General features: G+C 39.2%; 14 protein-coding genes. 13 read left to right on the top strand and 1 reads right to left on the bottom strand.

Translation table 11 applies throughout. The features are described 5' to 3' along the window. The first annotated feature begins 24 nt into the window (after nucleotides 1-24). From K9L86_05100 to K9L86_05040, 13 genes are all read left to right on the top strand, one after another. Entirely contained in the window at nucleotides 25-1,371 is a 1,347-nt protein-coding gene (locus K9L86_05100; protein ID MCF7908225.1) for an ammonium transporter, read from the top strand. A 14-nt stretch (nucleotides 1,372-1,385) separates the two neighbouring features. After that, complete coding sequence (locus K9L86_05095) at nucleotides 1,386-1,727, top strand: P-II family nitrogen regulator (protein ID MCF7908224.1); 342 nt, start codon at nucleotides 1,386-1,388, stop codon at nucleotides 1,725-1,727. Nucleotides 1,728-1,928: 201 nt separating this feature from the next. Continuing rightward, complete coding sequence (locus K9L86_05090; GenBank protein ID MCF7908223.1) at nucleotides 1,929-3,260, top strand: glutamine synthetase family protein; 1,332 nt, start codon at nucleotides 1,929-1,931, stop codon at nucleotides 3,258-3,260. Nucleotides 3,261-3,265: 5 nt separating this feature from the next. After that, a complete protein-coding gene (locus K9L86_05085; GenBank protein ID MCF7908222.1) occupies nucleotides 3,266-3,994 on the top strand; it encodes a type 1 glutamine amidotransferase in 729 nt (242 codons plus the stop codon). Between the two features lie 64 nt (nucleotides 3,995-4,058). Continuing rightward, nucleotides 4,059-4,280, top strand: a complete 222-nt coding sequence (locus K9L86_05080; GenBank protein ID MCF7908221.1) for a Fis family transcriptional regulator — start codon at nucleotides 4,059-4,061, stop codon at nucleotides 4,278-4,280. Then, nucleotides 4,280-8,812, top strand: coding sequence for a glutamate synthase large subunit (gene gltB, locus K9L86_05075; protein ID MCF7908220.1), 4,533 nt, complete (start codon nucleotides 4,280-4,282; stop codon nucleotides 8,810-8,812). The genes K9L86_05080 and gltB overlap by 1 nt, the downstream gene beginning before the upstream one ends. Further along, a complete protein-coding gene (locus K9L86_05070) occupies nucleotides 8,805-10,250 on the top strand; it encodes a glutamate synthase subunit beta (GenBank protein MCF7908219.1) in 1,446 nt (481 codons plus the stop codon). The genes gltB and K9L86_05070 overlap by 8 nt, the downstream gene beginning before the upstream one ends. A gap of 11 nt (nucleotides 10,251-10,261) precedes the next feature. After that, the gene (locus tag K9L86_05065) at nucleotides 10,262-12,850 is read left to right on the top strand and encodes a PEP/pyruvate-binding domain-containing protein (protein MCF7908218.1); all 2,589 of its coding nucleotides are present in this window, start codon (nucleotides 10,262-10,264) and stop codon (nucleotides 12,848-12,850) included. Next, nucleotides 12,847-13,926, top strand: a complete 1,080-nt coding sequence (gene carA, locus K9L86_05060) for a glutamine-hydrolyzing carbamoyl-phosphate synthase small subunit (GenBank protein MCF7908217.1) — start codon at nucleotides 12,847-12,849, stop codon at nucleotides 13,924-13,926. Before K9L86_05065 ends, carA begins: the two co-directional genes overlap by 4 nt. Continuing rightward, on the top strand, nucleotides 13,919-17,122 hold the full coding sequence (gene carB / locus K9L86_05055; protein ID MCF7908216.1) for a carbamoyl-phosphate synthase large subunit: 3,204 nt from the start codon (nucleotides 13,919-13,921) through the stop codon (nucleotides 17,120-17,122). Before carA ends, carB begins: the two co-directional genes overlap by 8 nt. Before the next feature lie 21 nt (nucleotides 17,123-17,143). Beyond that, nucleotides 17,144-18,520, top strand: a complete 1,377-nt coding sequence (gene purF / locus K9L86_05050) for an amidophosphoribosyltransferase (GenBank protein MCF7908215.1) — start codon at nucleotides 17,144-17,146, stop codon at nucleotides 18,518-18,520. After that, nucleotides 18,520-20,118, top strand: coding sequence for a CTP synthase (locus tag K9L86_05045; protein MCF7908214.1), 1,599 nt, complete (start codon nucleotides 18,520-18,522; stop codon nucleotides 20,116-20,118). Before purF ends, K9L86_05045 begins: the two co-directional genes overlap by 1 nt. 42 nt (nucleotides 20,119-20,160) lie before the next feature. Further along, nucleotides 20,161-21,282, top strand: coding sequence for an NAD(P)/FAD-dependent oxidoreductase (locus K9L86_05040; protein ID MCF7908213.1), 1,122 nt, complete (start codon nucleotides 20,161-20,163; stop codon nucleotides 21,280-21,282). On the opposite strand, the gene K9L86_05035 is transcribed toward K9L86_05040, so the two are convergent. Beyond that, nucleotides 21,279-22,814, bottom strand: a complete 1,536-nt coding sequence (locus K9L86_05035; GenBank protein MCF7908212.1) for a glutamine synthetase beta-grasp domain-containing protein — start codon at nucleotides 22,812-22,814, stop codon at nucleotides 21,279-21,281. The two genes, K9L86_05040 and K9L86_05035, sit on opposite strands and share 4 nt — an antisense overlap. Nucleotides 22,815-22,955: the final 141 nt, after the last annotated feature.

The following is a 22,955-nucleotide window of genomic DNA, read 5'->3' as shown; positions in this document are numbered from 1 at the left end:
ACGAATAAAAAAGGGGGGACGTAGATGAAGATAAAAAAAATTAAAAAGTTAGTTTCGGCGGTATTATTTTTAGGAGTAATTAGTTCCGTGGCTTTAGGGTCGGTTTTTGCCGATGAGAATACGGCTTACGCTACGGTAGCTGGAATTGATACTCTTTGGGTTATGATTGCAGCCTTCATGGTTTTTATCATGCAGGCTGGATTTGGTATGTTGGAAGCGGGGTTAATTAGGGCTAAAAATACTTGTAATGTGTTGATGAATAACTTTTTAGATTTTTGTATGGCTTCTGTGGGATTTTTCATATTTGGTTATGCCATAATGTTTGGCGCCGGAAATGGTTTTATGGGCTTTAAGGGTTGGTTTATGGTTAATGCCGCTCATGATGGACATTTGCCTCTCTATGCGGCTTGGTTTTTTCACGCTGTATTCTGCGGAGCCGCAGCAACTATAGTTGCTGGTGGTGTAGCCGAAAGAATGAAGTTTAAAGCGTATCTTATATATTCATTTTTAATTTCAGCCACAGTTTATCCGATAATTGGCCATTGGATTTGGGGCGGCGGTTGGCTCAGTAATTTAAATTTTGCCGATTTTGCCGGATCGAGCGTAGTTCACGCTGTAGGCGGCACAGCAGCCCTTATGGGGACAATTGTATTGAGGCCGCGTATTGGTAAGTTCAATAAAGATGGATCAGCCAATGCTATTGAGGGGCATTCTATGACTTTAGCATCGTTGGGGACCTTAATTTTATGGTTTGCTTGGTTTGGTTTTAATCCCGGTTCAACTTTGAGTGTTGGCGATGGCAGTCAAATAGCTCATGTTGCTGTTACTACTAATATGGCTGCAGTTGCGGGAGCTTTATCGGCTATGTTTTTTAACTGGAAAAAGTTTGGCAAGCCGGATTTAACTATGACTATGAACGGAGCTTTAGCCGGTTTGGTGGCGATAACTGCGCCTTGTGCCTTTGTAACTCCTTTAGAGGCTATGATTATTGGAGCTATCGGCGGTATTATTGTGGTTGTCGGCACTGTTTTTCTTGATAAGATTAGAGTTGATGATCCGGTGGGAGCGGTTCCGGTACATATGATGAATGGTGTTTGGGGTACTTTAGCTGTTGGTATTTTTGGCCATAAATCATTGGGTTTAGCCCGCGATGGTTTGATTCATGGCGGTGGTATTGCTCAGTTAGGCGTTCAGGCTTTGGGTGTTTTAGCCGTCGTCAGTTTTGTGTCAGTTGTGATGTTTACCGTGTTTAAGCTGATTGACCGGTTTATCGGCTTGAGAGTATCCAGGGAAGAAGAGTTAAAGGGTTTAGATATCACCCAGCATGGCATGGAGACTTATTCTGGATTTGAAATATTTACTACTAAATAACAGGGAGGTAAACCATGAAGTTAGTAATTGCAATGATTCAGCCGCATAAATTATCAGATGTTAAACAGGCTCTCTTTGATGCCGATGTTCACAAGATGACTGTTTCTAATGCTTTAGGTTGTGGTCAGCAGAAAGGCTACACCGAAACCTATAGGGGCGTCATCCATGAGGTTAATCTTTTAAAAAAAGTGCGTCTTGAAATAGCCGTAAATAAGGATTTTGTCGAACCTACGGTTAAAGCGATAATTAAAGGGGCTAAAACCGGTACAATCGGTGATGGCAAGATATTTGTATTAGATTTACCGGAGTGCATTAGAATAAGGACCGGAGAGCGAGGAAGTGATGCTATAGGGTAAATTTTATGGGCCAGGAAAAAATTTTAAAAAAAAGGTTACCAAAAGACCCATTTTTTTACTTATATATATTGAGGGCTGAAATTTCAGCCAAAAAAGCACAAAGTTTGTGCAAAAAAGCTTTCAAAACAATGGTGTTTTAAAGCCTTAGGGCTTAAGACACCATTTTTATTTTTAGGAGCATAAACAAAACGGAGGTGTAAGATGGCTAAGAAAACAAAGCAGGATATTTTAAAACTGGTTAAGGAGAATGATGTTAAGTTTATTCGTTTATGGTTTACTGATATTCTAGGGCAGGTAAAGAGTTTTTCGATAACCGATAATGAATTAGAGGGAGCTTTAGAAAATGGTATGGGTTTTGATGGCTCTTCGATTACCGGTTATCAGGACATTGAAGAATCAGATATGATTGCTATGCCTGATCCGGAAACTTTTGCAATATTGCCTTGGCGGCCGAGGGAAAAGGCAGTTGCTCGAATGATTTGTGACGTGCTTAATCCTGATCGTACGCCATATGTTGGCGATCCGCGCTATGTTTTAAAAAGAGCCTTGGAGCGGGCTAAAAAAATGGGATTTGACCATTTCTATCTAGGTCCCGAACTAGAGTTCTTTTATTTCAAAAGCGAAAATAATACTGAAACTTTGGATAAAGGGGGTTATTTTGATCTAACCACTCTTGATGTTGCTAGTGATCTACGAAGAGAAACAGTGTTGGCTTTAGAGAAAATGGGAATTCATGTTGAGTATTCACATCATGAAGTAGCACCGTCTCAACATGAAGTAGACATGCGTTATCAAGATGCATTAAAGATGGCTGATGATGTAATAACTTATCGAGTGGTAGTAAAAGAAATCGCTAGCAAATTCGGAGTTTACGCTACTTTTATGCCTAAACCCTTATTTGGCGAAAATGGTTCTGGTATGCATGTTCATCAATCACTGTTTAAAGGCGAAAAGAACGCCTTTTTTGATCCTAAGGCTGAAGATTTTCTTTCTGGGGTTGGTCACAGCTATATAGCCGGACTTCTTAAGCATTCCAAGGAAATTTGTTCAATATTTGCTCAAACTACTAATTCTTACAAGCGGTTGGTTCCTGGTTATGAGGCTCCGGTTTATATTGCTTGGAGTCGTAGGAATCGAAGCGCCTTGGTTAGAGTTCCTTTGTACCATCCTGGTCAAGAAAAGGCTACTCGTTGTGAATTTCGGGCTGCCGATCCAGCATGTAACCCTTATCTTACCTTTGCAGCAATGCTTCATGCCGGGCTTGAAGGCATTGAAAAAGGCTATAAGGTGCCTAATCCGATGGAGAAAAATTTGTATCATCTTAGCGATTCCGAGCGAAAAGATCAAGGCATTGAGACTCTTCCGGATAGCTTGGGACATGCAGTTTCAATAACCGAAGAGAGTGAATTGGTTAAAAAGGTGCTCGGTGAACATATTTTTCCCAGGTTTGTGGAGTTAAAGAAGAAGGAGTGGGATAATTATAAAATCCAAGTTCCTCAATATGAATTGGATAAGTATCTTTCAATTTTGTAAAAAGAATGATTATTTTTATACAGCATTTAGGTTTGGAAGGTCCAGGGACTTTTGGAAAGTTCCTGGAAAGCACTAAGTGGGATACTCGCATTTTGGATATAAGTCAGCCTAAACAATTTCTTGAGTTTAAAGATGGCTCGCTAATTAAAAATATTTCTCAGATTGAAGGAGTGGTTGTTTTTGGCGGGCCGATGAATGTCTACCAGAAGAGGGAGTTTCCTTTTCTTGAAGTTGAAGAGGAGTTTTTAAGGTATCTGATTAGGGAGGAAATTCCGGTTCTCGGGATATGTTTGGGAGCACAACTTATCGCTAAAGCCCTAGGAGCTAAGGTTACAAGGTGTGAAAATAAGGAAATTGGTTGGTCTAAAGTTTCTTTAACAGAGGAGGCTCAAGCCGACAGATTATTTAGGGGTTTAGACGAAAGGCTTGATGTGTTCCAATGGCATGAAGATACCTTTGAATTACCGAAGGAAGCTAAACTTTTAGCTGAGGGAAGAGCTTGCAGAAATCAGGCGGTGCGTTTTTCCCCTTGTGCTTGGGGGGTACAGTTTCATCCGGAGATGAATCTTGAGATGTTAAAAGGTTGGTGTCAACATTACTCTGCCGATATTGATAGGACTAAATTATTGTTTGATTATTTTAATTGTCAGGAAAAATATATTTATCAGGCAAAGATGCTTTACTTAAATTTTTCCCGTATTATTTCTGAAAGAAAAGCAAATTTGGTTGTCTAAAAAATTTTGACCAGGCTTGCCTAAAATATAGGCAAAATAATTTATTTTTATTTTTTGGTAGGGGATGAAAAAAATGGTAGAATTTGATGATATTTTTTTTAAAGCTAAAGATGGTGAAGTTTACCGAATGGTCATCGAGGCCATTGAAAAACCTTTGATTGAGTCAGTTTTAGCTCGTGTTGATGGCAATAAGCTTCAGGCGGCAAAGATTTTAGGCCTTAATAGAAACACTCTTCATTCAAAGATTAAAAGGCTGGGCATTCGTGTTAAAGACTGGAGGAGTTAATGTTTTCCAATTTTCCTAAAACCCAGGGTTTATATGATTCGCAGTTTGAGCATGATAGCTGTGGTGTAGGGTTTGTTTGTAATATAAACGGCAAGAAATCTTATGCTCTTATTGATAAGGGCATTGAGGTTCTTGAGCGCTTAAGTCATCGTGGAGCTGTTGGTTCAGATCCTAATACCGGGGATGGCGCCGGTATGCTTATTCAGATACCACATAAGTTTTTGTTTGAAAAATGTAAAGCTAGCGGAATTAATTTGCCAAAGGCAAATTTCTATGGTACTGGCTTAGTATTTTTACCGACCGATAAGAACGAACGAGACATTTGCCGCGGTATATTCGAAAAAAAGATTAAACAGGAAGGCCAAGAGTTTTTAGGTTGGCGTGACGTTCCGGTTGAAGTTTCAGTGATTGGCAAAGGTGCTAGGCGTAGCATGCCATTTATATCTCAGGCTTTTATTGGTAGAAGCGGGGAATTAGATGATCAGCTTGGTTTTGAACGAAAACTTTATGTTATTCGTAAACAAATCGAAAATGCAATTAGCGTAGCCGGATTAAAGCAGAAATCTTTTTTTTATATAACTAACCTGTCGTCTCGGACTTTAAGCTATAAAGGTTTGCTAATGCCTTCGCAACTACGTGATTTTTTTGTTGATTTAAAGGATAGCTCCTTAGAAAGTTCACTTTGTTTAGTCCATTCACGTTATAGTACAAATACTTTTCCTACTTGGGATTTAGCCCAACCTTTCCGTTTTTTAGCCCACAATGGCGAAATAAACACTTTACGTGGCAATATAAATTGGGTAAGCGCCAGGGAAAGGTTGTTGGTTAGTCAATCATTTGGTAGCGATATTGATAAGTTGAAACCAGTTATCGTTAAGGGTGGAAGTGATTCAGCTGCGCTCGATAACATTTTGGAGCTCTTGGTTTTGTCGGGAAGATCTATCGAGCATGCGATGATGATGTTAATCCCAGCAGCCTGGGAAGACGACAAATCAATGAGCTCGGAGCTAAAACATTTCTATAAGTATCATGCTTGTTTTATGGAGCCTTGGGATGGCCCGGCCGCTGTAGCTTTTACTGATGGAAAAAACATAGCAGCCGCTCTTGATCGAAATGGTCTCAGACCAGCTCGGTACATAATAACCAAGAATGGATTCGTGGTAATGGCATCGGAAGTTGGTGTTTTAGATATAGATCCAGCAGAAATCAAGCTTTCTGGACGGCTCGAGCCGGGAAAGATATTTTTTATTGATACTGAATCCGGCTCAATAGTAGATGATTCGGAAATTAAGCGACGGGTAGCTTCTCGTTTTCCTTACAAACAATGGAACGATGCAGGCATGGTTAATTTTGATGAATTGGCTATTGGTGATTGTAACCGAGAGGAATATGAAGAAATAATCTACAGTTTAAAAGCTTTTGGCTATTCACGTGAAGACCTTAGGTTAATTATAAAGCCTATGGCTGAAAGTGGGAAAGAACCGGTTAGCTCAATGGGTAATGATACTCCGCATGCTTTTTTATCGGCCAAACCCCAACTGCTTTATAGTTATTTTAAGCAGCTTTTTGCTCAAGTTACTAATCCGGCCATAGATTCAATTAGAGAGAAGTTAGTTATGAGTTTGGAGAGCTATGTCGGCCCGGAGAAGAATATTCTTGAGGAAACTCCGGGGCATAGTCATAAGCTTAGAGTTAAAAATCCAATATTGAATGATCAAGAGTTTCAGAATTTACGTGATATCAGTATAAATGGATTTAAAGCCAAAACAGTATATACGTTTTTTGATGCTGCCAGTGGTCAAGAAGGTTTTGTCCGAGCTCTAGAGCGAATTTGTTTTGAAACAGAATATGCCATTGAACAAGGATATTCTTTTGTTATTCTCAGCGATCGGGGAGTTAATAAAGATAATATTGCTCTTCCGATTCTTTTAGCGGTAAGCGCTGTCCACCAGCATTTGGTAGAAAAGACTATTCGTTCACAGGTGGCGATAGTTGTTGAAAGTGCTGAGCCTCGGGAAGTACACCATTTTGCCCTACTTATTGGCTATGGGGCTGATTGTATAAATCCTTACCTTGCTTATGGAGCTATTGGTTATCTGATCGATAAAAAAGAAATTTTTCTTGATTATCAAAAAGCCTTAACTAATTACCGAAAAGCTTTAACTGACGGTATCTTAAAGATACTTTCAAAGATGGGGATATCTACCTTGAGAAGTTATCGGGGCGCTCAGATATTTGAAGCTTTGGGTTTAGCTTCCGATTTTATTGACAAATATTTTACTGGTACAGCATCTCGGATTGGCGGAGTTAGCCTATTAGGGGTTGCTAACGAAACCATCGAAAGACATAAAGAGGCTTATCCTAGGAGAGTGATTGAGAAACCTTACTTGGCTAGTGGTGGAATTTACCAGTGGAAAAAAGACGGCGAGTTTCATCTTTGGAATCCAAAAAGTATAGCAACTTTACAGGACGCTGCAACTAATAATGATTATGATCGTTATTGCGAATTTGCTCAGGTTATAAACGATCAGTCAGCTAATCCAACGACTTTGAGGAGTTTGTTTAAGTTTAAGAAGCAAAAGGAAATTCCGATTGATAAGGTTGAGCTAGCTAAGGATATCATGAAACGTTTTGCTACCGGTGCCATGAGTTTTGGCTCAATAAGTAGATTGGCTCATGAAACTATTGCTATTGCTATGAATAGAATAGGTGGAAAGTCTAATACTGGTGAGGGCGGAGAGGATCCATCTAGATTTATAACTTTACCTAACGGTGATTCCAGAAGAAGTGCCATAAAACAGGTTGCTTCTGGCCGCTTTGGGGTAACTATAAATTATTTAGTTAATGCTGATGAAATACAGATAAAAATTGCCCAAGGCGCAAAGCCAGGAGAAGGCGGTCAACTTCCGGGACATAAAGTCAGTGAATCAATTGCTAGGACTAGGTTTACTACTCCGGGAGTAACTTTAATATCACCGCCACCACATCATGATATTTATTCAATTGAAGACTTAGCCCAGTTAATTTTTGATCTAAAAAATGCCAACCCTAATGCCCGGGTGAGTGTGAAGCTTGTTTCGGAGCTAGGCGTGGGCACGGTTGCTGCCGGGGTAGCTAAGGGTCACGCTGACATGATACTTATTTCAGGGGGTGATGGCGGTACTGGTGCCTCGCCAATGAGTTCAATACGTTATGCTGGGCTTCCTTGGGAGTTGGGCCTTTCTGAAACACATCAGACTTTGATACTTAACAAGCTACGTTCGAGAGTTCGCATACAGACCGATGGACAAATACGCACTGGTCGCGATGTTGCAATAGCTGCCTTATTGGGAGCCGAAGAATATGGTTTTTGTACGGCTGTCTTGATTATCAGTGGTTGTGTTATGCTCAGGCATTGCCACTTAAATAATTGTTCAGTCGGGGTAGCTACCCAGGATGATATTTTGCAGAAACGGTTTAGGGGCCGTCCGGAATATATAGTAAATTATTTTCATTTTGTCGTAAAAGAACTCCGTCAGATTATGGCAAGTTTAGGAATAAGAACTATTAATGAGATGATTGGACGTACTGATTTGCTTGAAATGGATAGGGCGATTGTTCCGGAAAAAGCAAAAGGATTGGATTTATCAAGAATTCTTTATCGTCCGGATTGCTCTAATCAAAATATCAAACCATATCGAAAGTCTAAACAGGCTAAAGATTTAGGTTCGGTTTTAGATAGTAAGCTAATAAAGATGAGTGAAGTTGCTTTTAAGAAAAATAGGCCGGTAAATATAGTTATGGATATTAATAATACCAATCGGGCTACCGGTGCAATGTTGAGCGGTGAACTTTCACGCAGATGCGGTGATGGAGTGCTCTTAGAGGACACAATTAATTGTAAGTTTAAGGGTGCAGCCGGACAAAGTTTTGGTGCATTTCTAGCTAAGGGCATTACTTTTGAATTAGAGGGGATGGCTAATGATTATATCGGAAAAGGTATATCCGGTGGAAAAATAATAGTATATTCGGATAAAAGAGCTGATTTTGAACCGACTGAGAATATAATTATCGGCAATACTAGTTTTTATGGAGCAATTTCCGGTGAGGCTTATATTTGTGGTGTAGCTGGTGAGAGGTTTTGCATAAGAAACTCCGGGTTGTATGCAGTTGTTGAAGGTCTTGGCGATCACGGTTGTGAATATATGACTGGTGGTCGAGTAATTGTTTTAGGCAAAACCGGCAGAAATTTTGCTGCTGGTATGAGTGGCGGAATAGCTTATATTTATGATCAAGATAAGACCTTTAGAAATAAATGTAATTTAGATATGGTTGAACTTCAAGAGATCAAGGAGAAGGACAAAGATGTATTGTATAATTTACTTGATAACCATTTCAAATATACCGGAAGCAAAAGAGCAAAAAGGGTTATCGATAGCATGAATGAAGAACTCAAAAAATTTATCCGGGTTATACCGATAGAGTATAAGCGCATATTAGAGGAAGCACAGATAGAGGAAAAACTTGGTTTGTCGGAGACATACGATGGGTGATTTAAGAGGTTTTCTGAAGGCATCAAGAAAAGAGGGTAAGTATCGTCAGGTCGATGAGCGAATTCAGGATTTTAAAGAAGTTCGCTATCTGCGACCCGATGAGCAGTCGCAGGAGCAGGCATCACGTTGCATGGATTGTGGTACGCCTTTTTGTCATTGGGCCTGTCCGATAGGAAACTATATCCCGGAGTGGAATGATTATATGTTTAAGGGCAATTGGGAAGAAGCAGTTAAGTTATTAGAAGCGACCAACAATCTTCCAGAAATAACTGGTAGAATTTGTCCGGCTATTTGCGAGCATGCTTGCGTGTTAGCTTTGAATAGTGATGCTGTTACTATTGCTGAAAATGAGCTGGCTGTTAGTGAATTTGGTTTTAGAGCCGGGATAATTAAACCGATCACTGTAGGCGAGCGGACTGGCAAAAAAGTAGCGGTTGTTGGTTCAGGCCCAGCTGGTTTAACTGTGGCAACTCAACTAAACCGGGCCGGACACAGGGTAGTTATTTTTGAGCGCGACAATCAACCGGGAGGAATTCTTCGTTATGGTATACCTGATTTTAAACTTGAAAAGTCTATAATCGATCGGCGTATCAATATTTGGAAAGAGGAAGGGGTTGTTTTTAAGACCGGTGTTGATGTAGGAAGAGATTATTCGGTTGAAAAACTGACAACTGAATTTGATGCTATTTGTTTAGCCGGAGGCTCACGCGTTCCAAGAGATCTTAAAATAAAGGGCAGGGAACTTAAGGGTATTTATTACGCTATGGACTATTTAACCCAAGTCAACAGAAGGCTTTCCGGTGAGAGTATTCCAGAGGATCAAATTATTGATGTCTCTGGTAAAAGAGTTGTTGTTATCGGCGGAGGCGATACCGGGGCTGATTGTTTAGGGACTGCTCATCGTCAGTCGGCAGCTAGGGTTGTCCAGATAGAAGTCATGCCGAAGCCTTTACGGTGCCGTAGTAAAGATTATCCTTGGCCGAATTATCCTTTACTTTTAAAGACGACCTCAAGTCATCAGGAGGGTGGTCAACGTCAATGGGCTGTTTTGACAAAGCAATTTGTTGGCAAGGGTGGTCGCTTAAAGAAAATTTGCTGTAAAAGGGTAGAATTTGTTGCAGCTGATGGCAAGAGTTGCCCGGTTATGCAAGATATTCTCGGGAGTGATTTTGAGATTGAGGTTGATATAGTTATTTTGGCTATAGGGTTTTTACATCCGGAACATGCTGGCTTACTTAGCGATCTTAAAGTTAAACTTGACAAGCAGGGAAATGTAAAAACCGATAATAAATATATGACATCGGTTGATAAAGTTTTTTCGGCCGGAGATATGCGACGTGGCCAGTCACTGGTTGTTTGGGCTATTTCTGAAGGCAGGCGTTGTGCTCATTATATTGATAAGTATTTAATCGGAGAAAGTAACTTATCGGTTACTTAGAGGTTTCTAAAATGATAAGTACGGGAATAAAAGGTTTGGATAAAGTAATTACCGGGTTACGAGCTGGTGACAATGTTGTTTGGCAAATTGATGATATAGAAGACTACGTTGAGCTGGTTAAGCCTTTTGTTGATCAGGCTTTGCTTGAGGATAAGAAGGTTATCTATATCCGTTTTGCTTCACATAAAGAGTTACTAGAATCTTCAGCTAAGATAAAGCGATATGATCTTAAACCTTCGATTGGTTTTGAGTCGTTTGCTACCGAATTAAATCAAATTATTACTAAAGAAGGCCAGGGCGCTTATTATGTTTTTGATTGCCTTTCAGAGTTGCTCTCGGCTTGGGCCAGTGATTTAATGATTGGTAATTTTTTTATGGTAACTTGTCCTTATCTTTACGAACTTAAAACTTTAACTTATTTTTCGATATTACGTAATAGTCATTCTTTTAAGTCGATAGCTCAAATACGAGAAACCACACAACTGCTTATGGATGTCTATCGCTGTCGGGGAAGTTTTTATATCCATCCGTTGAAAGTTTGGAATCGGTATACACCGACAATGTTTCTTCCGCATCAAAGAGAAGATGATCGCTGGACACCAATTGCCGACAGCATTAATGCGGTAGAAATACTTTCTCATATTAGCGAAAAGGGCCTTGAAAGCGCAAAGCGAAATCTTGATTATTGGGATCGTTTATTTCTTGAAGCTGACGAACTAATTAAGGTCCGGCCGGCTAAGGAAAAAATATCCGATATTGTTAAGAAAATTTGTAGCTTGATGATAAGCAAAAATGAAAAAATTATGTCGTTGGCAGTGAATAATTTATCACTGGCTGAGTTAATTGATATAAAATCTCGCTTAATTGGAACTGGTTTTATCGGTGGTAAAAGCGCTGGTATGCTTTTGGCCCGTAAGATGCTTTCGGAAAAATTGCCGGATTGGCCTAAACTTTCAGAACCACACGATTCGTTTTATATTGGTTCAGATATATTTTATTCTTATATTGTGCAAAACCGCTGGTGGAAATTACGTATGCAGCAAAGAGGCGAAGAAGGTTATTTTTCGATTGCGAAGATTCTTAAAGATAAGATGCTTTATGGAACTTTTTCTGAGGAGATCAGAGAACATTTTCAACAAATTATTGAATATTTTGGCTCTTCACCGATTATCATACGGTCAAGTTCATTGCTTGAGGACGGATTTGGTAATGCTTTTGCTGGTAAGTATGAGAGTATATTTTTGGCTAACCAGGGCAGCCCCGAGCAAAGATATCTTATGTTTGCCGAGGCAGTAAGAAAAATTTATGCCAGCACCATGAGCGAGGATGCTTTAGTCTACCGGAAGCAGCGTGGTTTGGACAAGTTGGATGAGCAGATGGCGCTTTTAATACAACGAGTTTCTGGAGCCCATCATGATTGTTGTTTTTTCCCTGATCTAGCTGGGGTTGGAGTTTCACACAATACCCATGTTTGGAATAAAGATATTGACCCTAAAGCGGGAATGCTTAGGGTAGTTTTTGGGCTGGGCACTAGAGCGGTTAATCGGGTTGAAGGTGATTATCCGAGGATGGTTGCTTTAGATGATCCTTTGCGAAGGCCGTATGCCGAAAAAGACGATTTGCGAAAATTCTCACAGCACGAGGTCGATGTTATAAATACAAAAAATAATAGTTTTGAAACCATTTCATTTAATGATTTGGCTCGTAGTAATATTTATAACGATTTAAACCGCATGGCGGTTAAAGATTATGAAGCTACAGAAATGATGCGCGGTAGAAATTTAAAAGATAAGGATTACTGGATATTAACTTTAGATAAGGCTTTTAGCAAGAGTAAATTAGCCAATTCTTTTAAGAAGATACTGGAATTACTTGAGAAAAGTTATAATTATCCAGTAGAATTAGAATTTACCGTTAATTTTACTGAGGATGATTTATTTAAAATAAATGTATTACAGTGTAGACCATTACAAACAGTTGGTATCGGTAAAAGGGTCAGGATGCCTAAGAAAATACTTAAAACTGATATATTTTTTGAGTCTCAAGGGTATTTTTTCGGCGGAAATATTTCTCATAAAGTAGAAAGAATTATCTATATTGATCCGGAAGGTTACAATAAATTAGTTTTATCAGATAAGTATGAAATCGCTCGGGTTGTCGGGCGGCTCAATCGGAATCTGACTGATCGGGAGCAGTTCTATACTCTTCTTATCGGACCGGGAAGATGGGGCACAACAACTCCATCCTTGGGCGTTCCAGTAAAATTTGCCGAGATAAATAATATAGCAGTCTTAGCTGAGGTTGCATTTTCAGCTGGAAACCTTATGCCGGAATTATCTTTTGGAACCCATTTCTTTCAGGATTTAGTCGAAACTAGCATATTTTATATTGCTCTTTTTCCTGAAAATAAGGGAGTTATATTTAATAAGTCTTGGTTGATTGAGCATGATAATTTGCTCGCTAAATTAGTACCTGGTTCTGCTAAGTATAAAGATATTATTAGTGTCTATGACCTAAGCAGCGAAGATTTGAGGATAATCTCCGATGTTACTTCGCAAAGGGTTATATGTTTTTTTAGTAAAAAGGAGACGTCGTCGTGAAAGCTCGAATAGCTCTTGAAAATGGAATTATTTTCCAAGGAGATTGCTTCTCTGGTTCGGGGGAAAGGAGTGGTGAAGTAGTTTTCAATACCAGCTTAAGTGGTTATCAGGAGATAATTACCGATCCTTCCTATAAAGGGCAAATTGTTTTAATGACTTATCCTTTAATTGGTAATTATGGAATTAATCCTGGTGATGTTGAATCAAAGAAGCCATTTTTGGAAGGGTTTTTAGTGCGCGAATGCAGCAGGGTTTATAGTAATTGGCGTGCTACCCAGAGCCTTCCGGATTATTTGACTGAGAATGATGTAATTGGCATTGAAGGTTTTGATACTAGAGCCCTTACGCGACAAATAAGACTTAAGGGAGCGATGAAAGCGGTGATTTCAACTGAAAATTGTAGTGACCAAATTTTAGTTAAGCGGGCTAGAGAATCAAAAGGGTTAATCGGTATTGATTTGGTAAAAGAGGTTACCTGTAAGGAGCCTTGGGTTTGGAGTGATAAGGGAAAATTTAAGATAGTTGTTATTGACTGCGGTTTAAAACTGAACAGCTTAAGGAAATTAAGTGAGAGGAATTGCAAGGTAACGGTTGTGCCGGCAAGTATCGCTTTAGACGAAATTTTTAAAATTAAACCTGACGGAGTGTTACTTTCTAATGGTCCGGGAGACCCTTCGGCCGTTACTTATCTTGTTGATACAGTAAAGGGGCTGATCGGTAAAGTTCCGCTTTTTGGAATTTGTTTTGGGCATCAGATACTTGGTCAGGCTTTGGGTGGCAGAACCTACAAACTTAAATTTGGTCATCATGGTGGAAATCATCCAGTTAAGGATTTAAAAACCGGTAAAGTTTCAATAACGGCACAAAATCATGGGTTTTGCGTTGACATTAATTCTTTAGATTGCGAATCAATAGAAGTAACGCAGGTTAACCTTAATGATAATACCCTTGAAGGGTTGCGTCACAAAAGCTTGCCGTTATTTTCAGTTCAATTTCATCCTGAAAGTTCGCCCGGTCCGCATGATGCTGAATATTTATTCGATGAATTCATTTCAATGATAAAGAGTTATGCCTAAAAGAGAGGATATTAAAAAAATTTTAATCATTGGTTCTGGGCCAATAATAATTGGTCAAGCTTGCGAGTTTGACTATTCTGGGGCTCAAGCTTGCAAGGCTTTAAAAGAAGAAGGTTTTAAGGTGGTTCTTCTTAACTCTAATCCAGCCACGATCATGACTGATCCACAAATGGCTGATGCAACCTATATTGAACCGATAACTCCCGAGATAGTCGAAAAAATCATCAAGAAAGAGTCTCCGGATGCATTATTACCTACCTTAGGTGGTCAAACCGGGCTAAATACGGCGATGAAGGTTTTCGAACAGGGAATTTTAGACAGGTATGGAGTTAAGATGATTGGTGCCGATTGCGAAGCTATAAAAAAGGCTGAAGACAGGGAAATTTTTAAAAAAACAATGCAGGAGATTGGGCTGGATTTACCTAAGAGTGCCTTAGCTTACAACATCAAAGAAGCAAAAGAAGCGGTTAAAGCCATAGGCTTGCCAGTGATAATTAGGCCCAGCTTTACTCTTGGTGGAACTGGAGGAGGCATCGCTACCACCCAAAAACAATTTGAAGAAATAGCCGCTTTAGGCTTAAATAACAGTATGATTAGTGAAATCCTTATTGAGGAGTCTATCGTTGGTTGGAAAGAGTATGAATTAGAAGTTATGCGTGATAAAAAAGATAATGTAGTTATAGTTTGTTCGATAGAGAATTTTGACCCGATGGGCATTCATACCGGGGACTCAATTACTGTGGCTCCGACTCAAACCTTAACTGATAAAGAATATCAAAAAATGCGCGATGCCTCTATTGATATAATTCGAGCCATCGGCGTTGAAACCGGCGGTTCAAATATTCAATTTGCGGTCAACCCTAAAGATGGAAGAATGGTAGTTATTGAGATGAACCCGAGAGTTTCACGCAGTTCAGCTCTAGCGAGTAAGGCTACTGGTTTTCCGATAGCAAAGTTTGCTGCTAAGCTAGCGGTGGGCTATACCCTGGATGAAATTAAAAACGATATTACTAAAGAAACCCCGGCTTCATTTGAGCCGGTGATAGATTACTGTGTAGTTAAAATTCCCCGTTTTACTTTTGAAAAGTTTCCCGAGGCAAAGGATATTTTGGGGATATCAATGAAGTCAGTCGGAGAAACTATGGCTATTGGTCGAACTTTTAAGGAAGCCCTTCAAAAAGGTTTGCGAGGATTAGAGATTGGCCATACCGGGCTGGACAACAAGTCAGATTATAAAGAAGTTTCCGATGAGAAAATCAGCTTAAGGTTAAAAGAGCCAAATGCCTCAAGAATATTTTATATTAAGTACGCTATTCAGAAAGGCTGGCAGTTGGATGATATTGTTGAACAGACGGGTATAGACCTTTGGTTTATCGATAACATAAAGCAGATTGTTGAGCTTGAGGAAGAAATTAAAAGCAATAAAGATCTAAATGCTGTTTTTTTAAAGAAGGTCAAGCAGTACGGATTTAGTGATCGCCAGATAGCTGATTTGATTGGGTCGGATGAGTTATCGATAAATAAGTTACGAAAAGAAAAAGGCGTTACCGCTACTTTTAAGTTGGTTGATACCTGTGCGGCCGAGTTCGAGGCCTATACACCATATTATTATTCTACTTATGAGACTGAAGATGAGACTAGAGTTTCTCAGAACAAAAAAATAATGATTTTGGGTGGTGGGCCTAATCGTATTGGGCAAGGCATAGAATTTGATTATTGCTGTTGTCATGCTGCGTTTGCGCTTAGGGAGGCTGGATTTGAAACAATTATGGTTAATTCGAATCCTGAGACAGTTTCAACCGATTACGATACATCGGATAAGCTTTATTTTGAGCCATTGACCTTTGAGGATGTAATGAATATTATCGAAAAGGAGAAGCCTCAAGGGGTAATAGTGCAATTGGGCGGTCAGACTCCGCTTAATCTAGCTAAAAAATTGGAGGCGGCTGGTGCGCCAATTATTGGTACAGCAGTATCTTCTATTGACCGAGCCGAGGATAGAGATAAGTTTTCGGAATTAATAAAAGATTTGGGCCTTAACCAACCACCAAACGGATCAGCTATTTCAAAAGAATCTGCCCGAAAGATAGCTAAAGAAATCGGTTATCCAATTTTAGTTAGACCTTCTTATGTATTAGGTGGAAGATCAATGAAGATAGTTTATGATGAAAAATCTTTAGATCAATTTGTCAAAGGGGCAGTTAATATTTCGGGAGGCCGCCCGATATTGATTGATAAATTTTTGGAAGATGCAGTGGAGGTAGATGTGGATGCTGTTTCTGATGGAAAAGATACGGTTATCGGTGGCATTATGGAGCATATTGAGGAGGCTGGTGTTCATTCTGGAGATTCAGCCTGTGTTATTCCGCCACACACGTTGAGTGATGAAATTATAGGGACAATAAGAAAACATACACATCTTTTAGCAAAGGAATTGAAAGTTTGTGGGTTAATTAATATCCAGTTTGCCGTAAAAGGCGATATCGTTTATGTTTTGGAAGTAAATCCGCGGGCTTCAAGAACAATACCTTTCGTGAGTAAAGTTACTGGAGTAGCCTTAGCTAAGATTGCTGCTAGGGTTATGGTTGGTCAGACATTGAATGAAATTGGTTTTACTCAGGAGAAGGAAATTTTCCATTGTGGGGTAAAAGAGTCGGTTTTGCCATTCTCAAGGTTTTCCGGAGTAGACATACTCCTGGGCCCTGAAATGAAGTCAACCGGTGAGGTTATGGGTATAGATAGTTCTTTCGGAGCTTCTTTTTATAAGTCACAGGTAGCAGCTGGTCAAGCTTTGCCGTTAGAAGGAAAAATATTTATAAGTGTTAAAAATGACGATAAAAGAAGTATTGTTTTTATAGCTAAGAAGCTAAAGGATATGAAGTTTAAAATATTGGCAACCAGGGGCACTTGTAAAGTTTTTCGTTCCAACGATATCTTAGCCAAAGAGGTTGGAAAAATTAGCGAAGGCGATGGCCAATTATTGGATTTAATTAAGAGCGGCGAAATAAAATTAATAATAAATACACCTTCTGGCCAAAGAGGTCAGTCAGATATGAAATCGATAAGGAGCATGGCAGTAATGTATGGAATTCCTTGTATCACTACGATTCAGGGTGCCCAGGCAGCAGTTAATGGTATAGAGTCGGCGCTAAAGGGTGAATTAGGAGTTAAATCAATACAGGAATATATTAGCTGACAAAAGGAGTGAAATAATAAAATGTGTGGAATATTTGGTGTTATTGGACATAAAGATGCTTCGCGTTTGGCTTATTTAGGATTGTATGCACTTCAGCATCGTGGCGAAGAAAGCTGCGGGGTGGTTACTTATGACGGACGGCGAGTCAGATATCATAAGGCTATGGGTTTGGTTGGTGATGTTTTTGATGAACGAGCAATAAAAGCTCTGCGGGGAGATGTAGCTGTCGGACATGTCCGTTATTCAACGACCGGATCAAGCATTTCTAAAAATATTCAACCTTTCTTGGTTAATCATAAAAAAGGCCACATAGCTATTGCTCATAATGGGAATCTCACCAATACTTCAGTTTTGCGCAAGGAGTTAGAAGAGAAGGGTTCTATTTTCCAAAGCACCATGGATTCAGAGGTGATTGTCCATCTTTTAGCTAAATCGTCCAATAAAAGTACTAAAGATAAAGTTATTGAAGTTCTTTCTAAACTTGCTGGGGCCTATTCGTTAACATTAATGGTGGATGATGTTTTAGTTGGAGCAAGAGATCCTCAGGGATTTCGTCCACTCTGCTTAGGAAAACTTGATGGAGTTTATGTGTTAGCTAGCGAAACATGTGCTTTAGATTTAATTGGTGCTACTTATGTTAGAGATGTTGCCCCGGGTGAGGTAGTATTTATAAAAAAAGATAGTTTGGAGTCGGTAAAGCCATTTGCTAAAAGCAATCAAGCGTCATGTATTTTTGAATATATTTATTTTGCCAGGCCGGATAGCAATATTTTTGGCAACAACGTTTATCTAGCGCGTAAACAGTTAGGTAGACAACTTGCCCAAGAATGCTCGGTAGACGCTGATATAGTGATGCCGGTTCCTGATTCGGGAAACTATGCAGCTATGGGTTATGCTGAAGAAAGCGGTATACCCTTGGAGGTTGGCATGATTCGTAATCATTACATTGGACGAACTTTCATTCAACCGTCTCAATATATTAGAGATTTTAGAGTTAGAGTGAAGCTTAATCCGATTAGAGATGTTTTGAAAGGTAAAAGAATAGTAGTTATTGAGGATTCAATTGTTCGAGGAACAACTTCCAAGAGTCGAGTGAGAACTTTACGGGAGTTCGGGGCTAAAGAAATCCACATGCGGGTAAGTTGCCCGCCAATCATATCACCTTGTTTTTATGGGATAGACTTTCCGACAAAGAAAGAGTTAATAGCTTCGAGTCGTACGATTGAAGAGGTTAAAAAATTTATCGGTTTAGACAGTTTGGAGTATCTAAGCCTTGAGGGTATGTTAAAATCTATGCCTTTGGAGAAAGATAAGTTTTGCGCAGCTTGTTTTAGTGGTAAATATCCGACAAAAATTCCTAAAAAGTTTTCTAAACGATCTTTAGAAAGGAGGAGGTAATGGCAAAATATATTTTTATTACCGGTGGTGTCGTATCGAGTTTAGGCAAGGGGATTGCTGCGGCTGCAATTGGCAAGCTTCTTGAATCCCGGGGGCTTAAAGTCACAATTATCAAGTGTGATCCTTATATTAATGTTGATCCGGGGACCATGAATCCTTTTCAACACGGAGAGGTTTACGTTACCGACGACGGAGCAGAGACTGATTTAGATCTAGGACACTATGAACGTTTTACTAATTCTAAGTTAACCAAAGATAATAATATTACTACTGGAAAAATATATTACTCGGTTATTTCCAAAGAGAGACACGGTGATTATTTAGGAAAAACTGTTCAGATTATTCCTCACATAACCGATGAGATAAAAAAAGGTATTATCAAAGTTGCCACCAAACAGCAGGTTGATGTTGTAATTGTTGAAATCGGAGGGACTGTAGGGGATATCGAGGGACTCCCTTTCCTGGAGGCAATTAGACAGCTGCGACTTGATTTAGGTCGCGACTATGCAATTAACATCCATGTAACATTAGTTCCTTATATAAAGTCGGCCGGAGAGATTAAAACTAAACCGACCCAACATAGTGTTGGTAAACTTCGTGAGATAGGAATTATTCCCGATATTATTGTTTGCAGAACCGAAAGAAATCTCAATAAAGAGGCACGGGAAAAAATTTCTCTTTTTTGTAATGTCGATAAGGAGGCGGTGGTTACTGCTATTGATGTAAAAAGTATTTATGAGGTTCCGGTTGCTTTCAAGAAGGAGGGACTAGACAGGTTAATTATTAGGTTACTTAATCTAAAATGTCCAGAAGATAACTTGACCGATTGGATTAAGATGCTTAAGAGAGTTAAATCTCCGACAAAAAAGGTTGAAATTGCAGTTGTTGGAAAATATATAGCCCTCCAGGATGCCTATAAGTCAATTTATGAGGCCTTAGTCCATGGGGCAATTGAGAATAACGTAAAACTTTCGATAAAGAAAGTTGACTCTGAAGATATTGAAAAGAAAGATGCTTTGAAATATTTAAAAGAAGTTAAAGGAATTTTAATCCCGGGTGGTTTTGGTAACCGTGGCATCGAAGGAAAGATCAAAGCAGTTAAATTCGCCCGGGAAAATAAAATTCCTTTTTTAGGCATATGTTTAGGGATGCAGACGGCAGCAATTGAATTTGCGCGTAATGTTTGTGGACTGAAAAATGCAAATTCTTCAGAGTTTAATAAAAATACTAAATATCCGGTTATTTCAATACTTGAAAATCAAAAGATGCTAAGCGACAAGGGGGCAACGATGCGTTTGGGTGCTTACGATTGTTGCTTGAAGAAAAAAGAGACAGTTTACAAGGCCTATAAGAAAGAAAAAATTTCTGAACGCCATCGACATCGTTATGAGTTTAATAATAAATATAGAGATTTAATGGAAAAGGCAGGTATGATTTTTTCAGGGATTAATCCTCAAAAGAATTTAGTTGAGATAATTGAATTAAAAAACCATCCTTGGTTTGTAGCTTGCCAGTTCCATCCTGAATTTAAATCTAAACCTGACTCTGCTCACCCTTTATTTAGGGATTTCATTAAGGCTGCCTTGCTCAAGCGGTAATTACTATTTTGTTTCTACCATTTTTCGATTATAATAAGGAAAATGCAGCAGAATGATATTACCATAATTGGAGCCGGGGTCGTTGGCCTAAGCATAGCTTCTCAGCTTTCTAAGTTTAACCAAAATATTGTTGCTATCGAAAAGAATGATTCTTTCGGACAGGAGTCAAGCTCACGAAATTCCGAAGTAATCCATTCCGGCCTCTATTACCGGTCAGGATCGTTAAAAGCTCAAACCTGCATTCAAGGCAACAAGCTTTTGTATCAGTTATGCCTAGAACAAGGCATCTCTTTTAAGCGTTTAGGAAAGTTAGTTGTTGCTTGCAACCAAGATGAAGTTCAAAAAATAGAAGCAATTTATGACAATGCTTTAAATAGTGGAGTTAAGAATTTAAACTTTTTAGATCCAGCCGAATTATGTCGCTTAGAGCCACAAGTTCGAGCCAAAAAAGTCCTTTTTTCTCCTAACTCTGGAATAATAGATTCTCATGGTTTAATGAATTTTCTTTATAATCGAGCTAAGCAACAAGGGGTAACTTTTTCTTTTTTGACTGAAGTTGTTGGAATTGATAAGCAGAGTTCTGGCTATAAAGTTATGGTAAAAGAGCCTAACGGAGAGTCTTTTTCCTTTGAAAGTAAAATAGTAGTTAATGCTGCTGGTCTTTGTTCTGATAAAATAGCAGAAATGGCAGGAATTAATATTCAAGCTGAAAACTACAAACTTAGCTACTGTAAAGGGCAATACTTTAGAATTAAGAAGCCTGAGAAGTTTTCAATAAAGCATTTAGTTTACCCACCGGCAACAAAGATAGACTTAGGTATTCATGTTACTCCGGATCTAGTCGGCGGATTACGCTTGGGTCCGGATGCAAAGTATATTTCAGAAATTGACTACAATATCGATGAAACTGACAAGGTCAATTTTTACAATTCAGTAAAAAAAATCTTACCGTCTTTAGAACTTGAAGATTTAATACCGGATACAGTTGGGGTAAGGGCTAAATTGCAGAAGGAGGATGAAGCTTTCAGGGATTTTGTGATTTCTGAAGAAAGCCAAAAAGGCCTACCGGGTTTTATTAACTTGATTGGCATTGAATCTCCCGGCTTAACCGCTTGCTTGGCTATCGCTGAAAGAGTAAAAATTATTTTAGAAAAGTATTTTTAAAGTAAAGGTAAATACTTTTTAATTTCGTGTTCGGTGATTTGAGTACGGTATTCTTCCCATTCTTTCTTCTTATTGAATAAGAAACGATTGAAGATATGTTCACCGAGGGTGTCTTTTACGAAGCTACTTTTTTCTGTTTCGATAATTGCTTCAAAGAGATTCCCCGGTAGAGAAGTCAATCCTCGTCTTTCTCTTTCTTCCATGGCCATATGATAGATGTTTGGTTCAACCGGTGCAGGAATTTCGTATTTTTTTTCGATTCCTTCTAGTCCGGCTGCCAGCATTACGGCAAAAGCAAGGTAAGGGTTACAGGCCGGATCTGGACAGCGCAATTCGACTCGAGTTGCCTTTTCGTTGCCTGGTCGATAGAGAGGAACCCTTAATAGAGCAGTACGGTTCTTTTGAGCCCAGGAGGCATAGACTGGTGCTTCATAACCGGAGACCAATCTTTTGTAGGAATTTACCCATTGAGCGGTAAGCGAGGATATTTCTCGCGCATGCTTAAGCTCACCGGCAATGAAATTTTTAGCTATAGCTGACAAATGGTGTTTATCTTTTTTATCAAAAAAGGCGTTCTTTTCGCCTTTGAAAAGTGATTGATGAACATGCATGCCAGAGCCATTTTCACCGAATAGAGGTTTAGGCATAAAAGTTGCATAAACCCCGTTTTGTTGGGCAATTTCCTTGATTACGTATTTACAGGTCATTACATTATCAGCCATGGTAAGGGCGTCGTTATATTTGGGATCTATTTCATGTTGGGAAGGGGCTACCTCATGGTGGGTTGCTTCCATTTCAATGCCCATTTCTTCTAGTATTCGTACGGTTTTGTTTCTTAAGACATCAGCGAGATCATTAGGGATTAGTTCAAAATATGACCCTTCGTCGATTACTTCTGGTTTTTTGTCGGATTTGAAATAAAAATATTCTAACTCCGGTCCGACAAAGAAAGTAAGCCCCAGTTTCTCAGCTCGGGCCAAAGATCGCTTTAGAACATAACGGGGGTCTCCGGCATAGGGAGTTGAGTCAGTATTTAAAATATCACAAAACATCCTGGCAATTGGATTGTCTTTTGCTGTCCAAGGCAATACTTTAAAAGTATAGGGATCAGGCAAAGCGAGGATATCGGATTCTTGGGCTTCAGCGAATCCGGTCACTGACGAGCCATCAAAGCCTTTGCCGTGATCAAGGGCTTCCTTTAATTCACCTTGAGTTATTGAGACACACTTTAATATTCCTAAGATATCAACAAACCAAAGTTGGATTGTTCTGATGTTATCTTTGGCTATTTTGTCTAAGACTTTTTTGATAGCCTCTTTTCGCGATTTTTTATTTAGAGAAATTCCGATTTCAGCTGGTTTCTTGATGTTTAAAGTCTCGTTTTCAGAAGGGAGTTGATTCCGGGGGATGATGTAGCGTTTACCAACCCGTTCAGCATAAAGCGAACCAGCCTTAATTCGTTCAATTACTGCTTGGCGTGATAGGTTAAGTATCTTAGCTGCTTCAGTAGGGGTTAAGTATTCTCTAGCCATATTTCCTCCTATGTTAATTGTCCAGTATATTCTACTCTCAAAATATCAAGCCATTTATCGCAAGCCCTACATTAGGCTGGAGATAAATGGTAAACTTTTTTATCAGATTGTAATTTAAAATTACTAAAATCTTCAAATACC

Source organism: Candidatus Omnitrophota bacterium (genome assembly GCA_021735655.1).
Classification (GTDB): domain Bacteria; phylum Omnitrophota; class Gorgyraeia; order Duberdicusellales; family 4484-171; genus JAHKAJ01.
This window is presented reverse-complemented; position numbering and strand designations above follow the sequence as displayed.

What these genes read in the sequence shown, in the direction of transcription:
- carB (MCF7908216.1), top strand. Translation starts at nt 13,919, where the DNA reads ATGCCTAAAAGAGAGGATATTAAAAAAATTTTAATCATTGGTTCTGGG.
- K9L86_05040 (MCF7908213.1), top strand. Translation starts at nt 20,161, where the DNA reads ATGCAGCAGAATGATATTACCATAATTGGAGCCGGGGTCGTTGGCCTA.
- purF (MCF7908215.1), top strand. Translation starts at nt 17,144, where the DNA reads ATGTGTGGAATATTTGGTGTTATTGGACATAAAGATGCTTCGCGTTTG.
- K9L86_05035 (MCF7908212.1), bottom strand. Translation starts at nt 22,814, where the DNA reads ATGGCTAGAGAATACTTAACCCCTACTGAAGCAGCTAAGATACTTAAC.
- K9L86_05085 (MCF7908222.1), top strand. Translation starts at nt 3,266, where the DNA reads ATGATTATTTTTATACAGCATTTAGGTTTGGAAGGTCCAGGGACTTTT.
- gltB (MCF7908220.1), top strand. Translation starts at nt 4,280, where the DNA reads ATGTTTTCCAATTTTCCTAAAACCCAGGGTTTATATGATTCGCAGTTT.
- K9L86_05080 (MCF7908221.1), top strand. Translation starts at nt 4,059, where the DNA reads ATGAAAAAAATGGTAGAATTTGATGATATTTTTTTTAAAGCTAAAGAT.
- K9L86_05100 (MCF7908225.1), top strand. Translation starts at nt 25, where the DNA reads ATGAAGATAAAAAAAATTAAAAAGTTAGTTTCGGCGGTATTATTTTTA.
- K9L86_05095 (MCF7908224.1), top strand. Translation starts at nt 1,386, where the DNA reads ATGAAGTTAGTAATTGCAATGATTCAGCCGCATAAATTATCAGATGTT.
- K9L86_05090 (MCF7908223.1), top strand. Translation starts at nt 1,929, where the DNA reads ATGGCTAAGAAAACAAAGCAGGATATTTTAAAACTGGTTAAGGAGAAT.
- K9L86_05065 (MCF7908218.1), top strand. Translation starts at nt 10,262, where the DNA reads ATGATAAGTACGGGAATAAAAGGTTTGGATAAAGTAATTACCGGGTTA.
- K9L86_05045 (MCF7908214.1), top strand. Translation starts at nt 18,520, where the DNA reads ATGGCAAAATATATTTTTATTACCGGTGGTGTCGTATCGAGTTTAGGC.
- K9L86_05070 (MCF7908219.1), top strand. Translation starts at nt 8,805, where the DNA reads ATGGGTGATTTAAGAGGTTTTCTGAAGGCATCAAGAAAAGAGGGTAAG.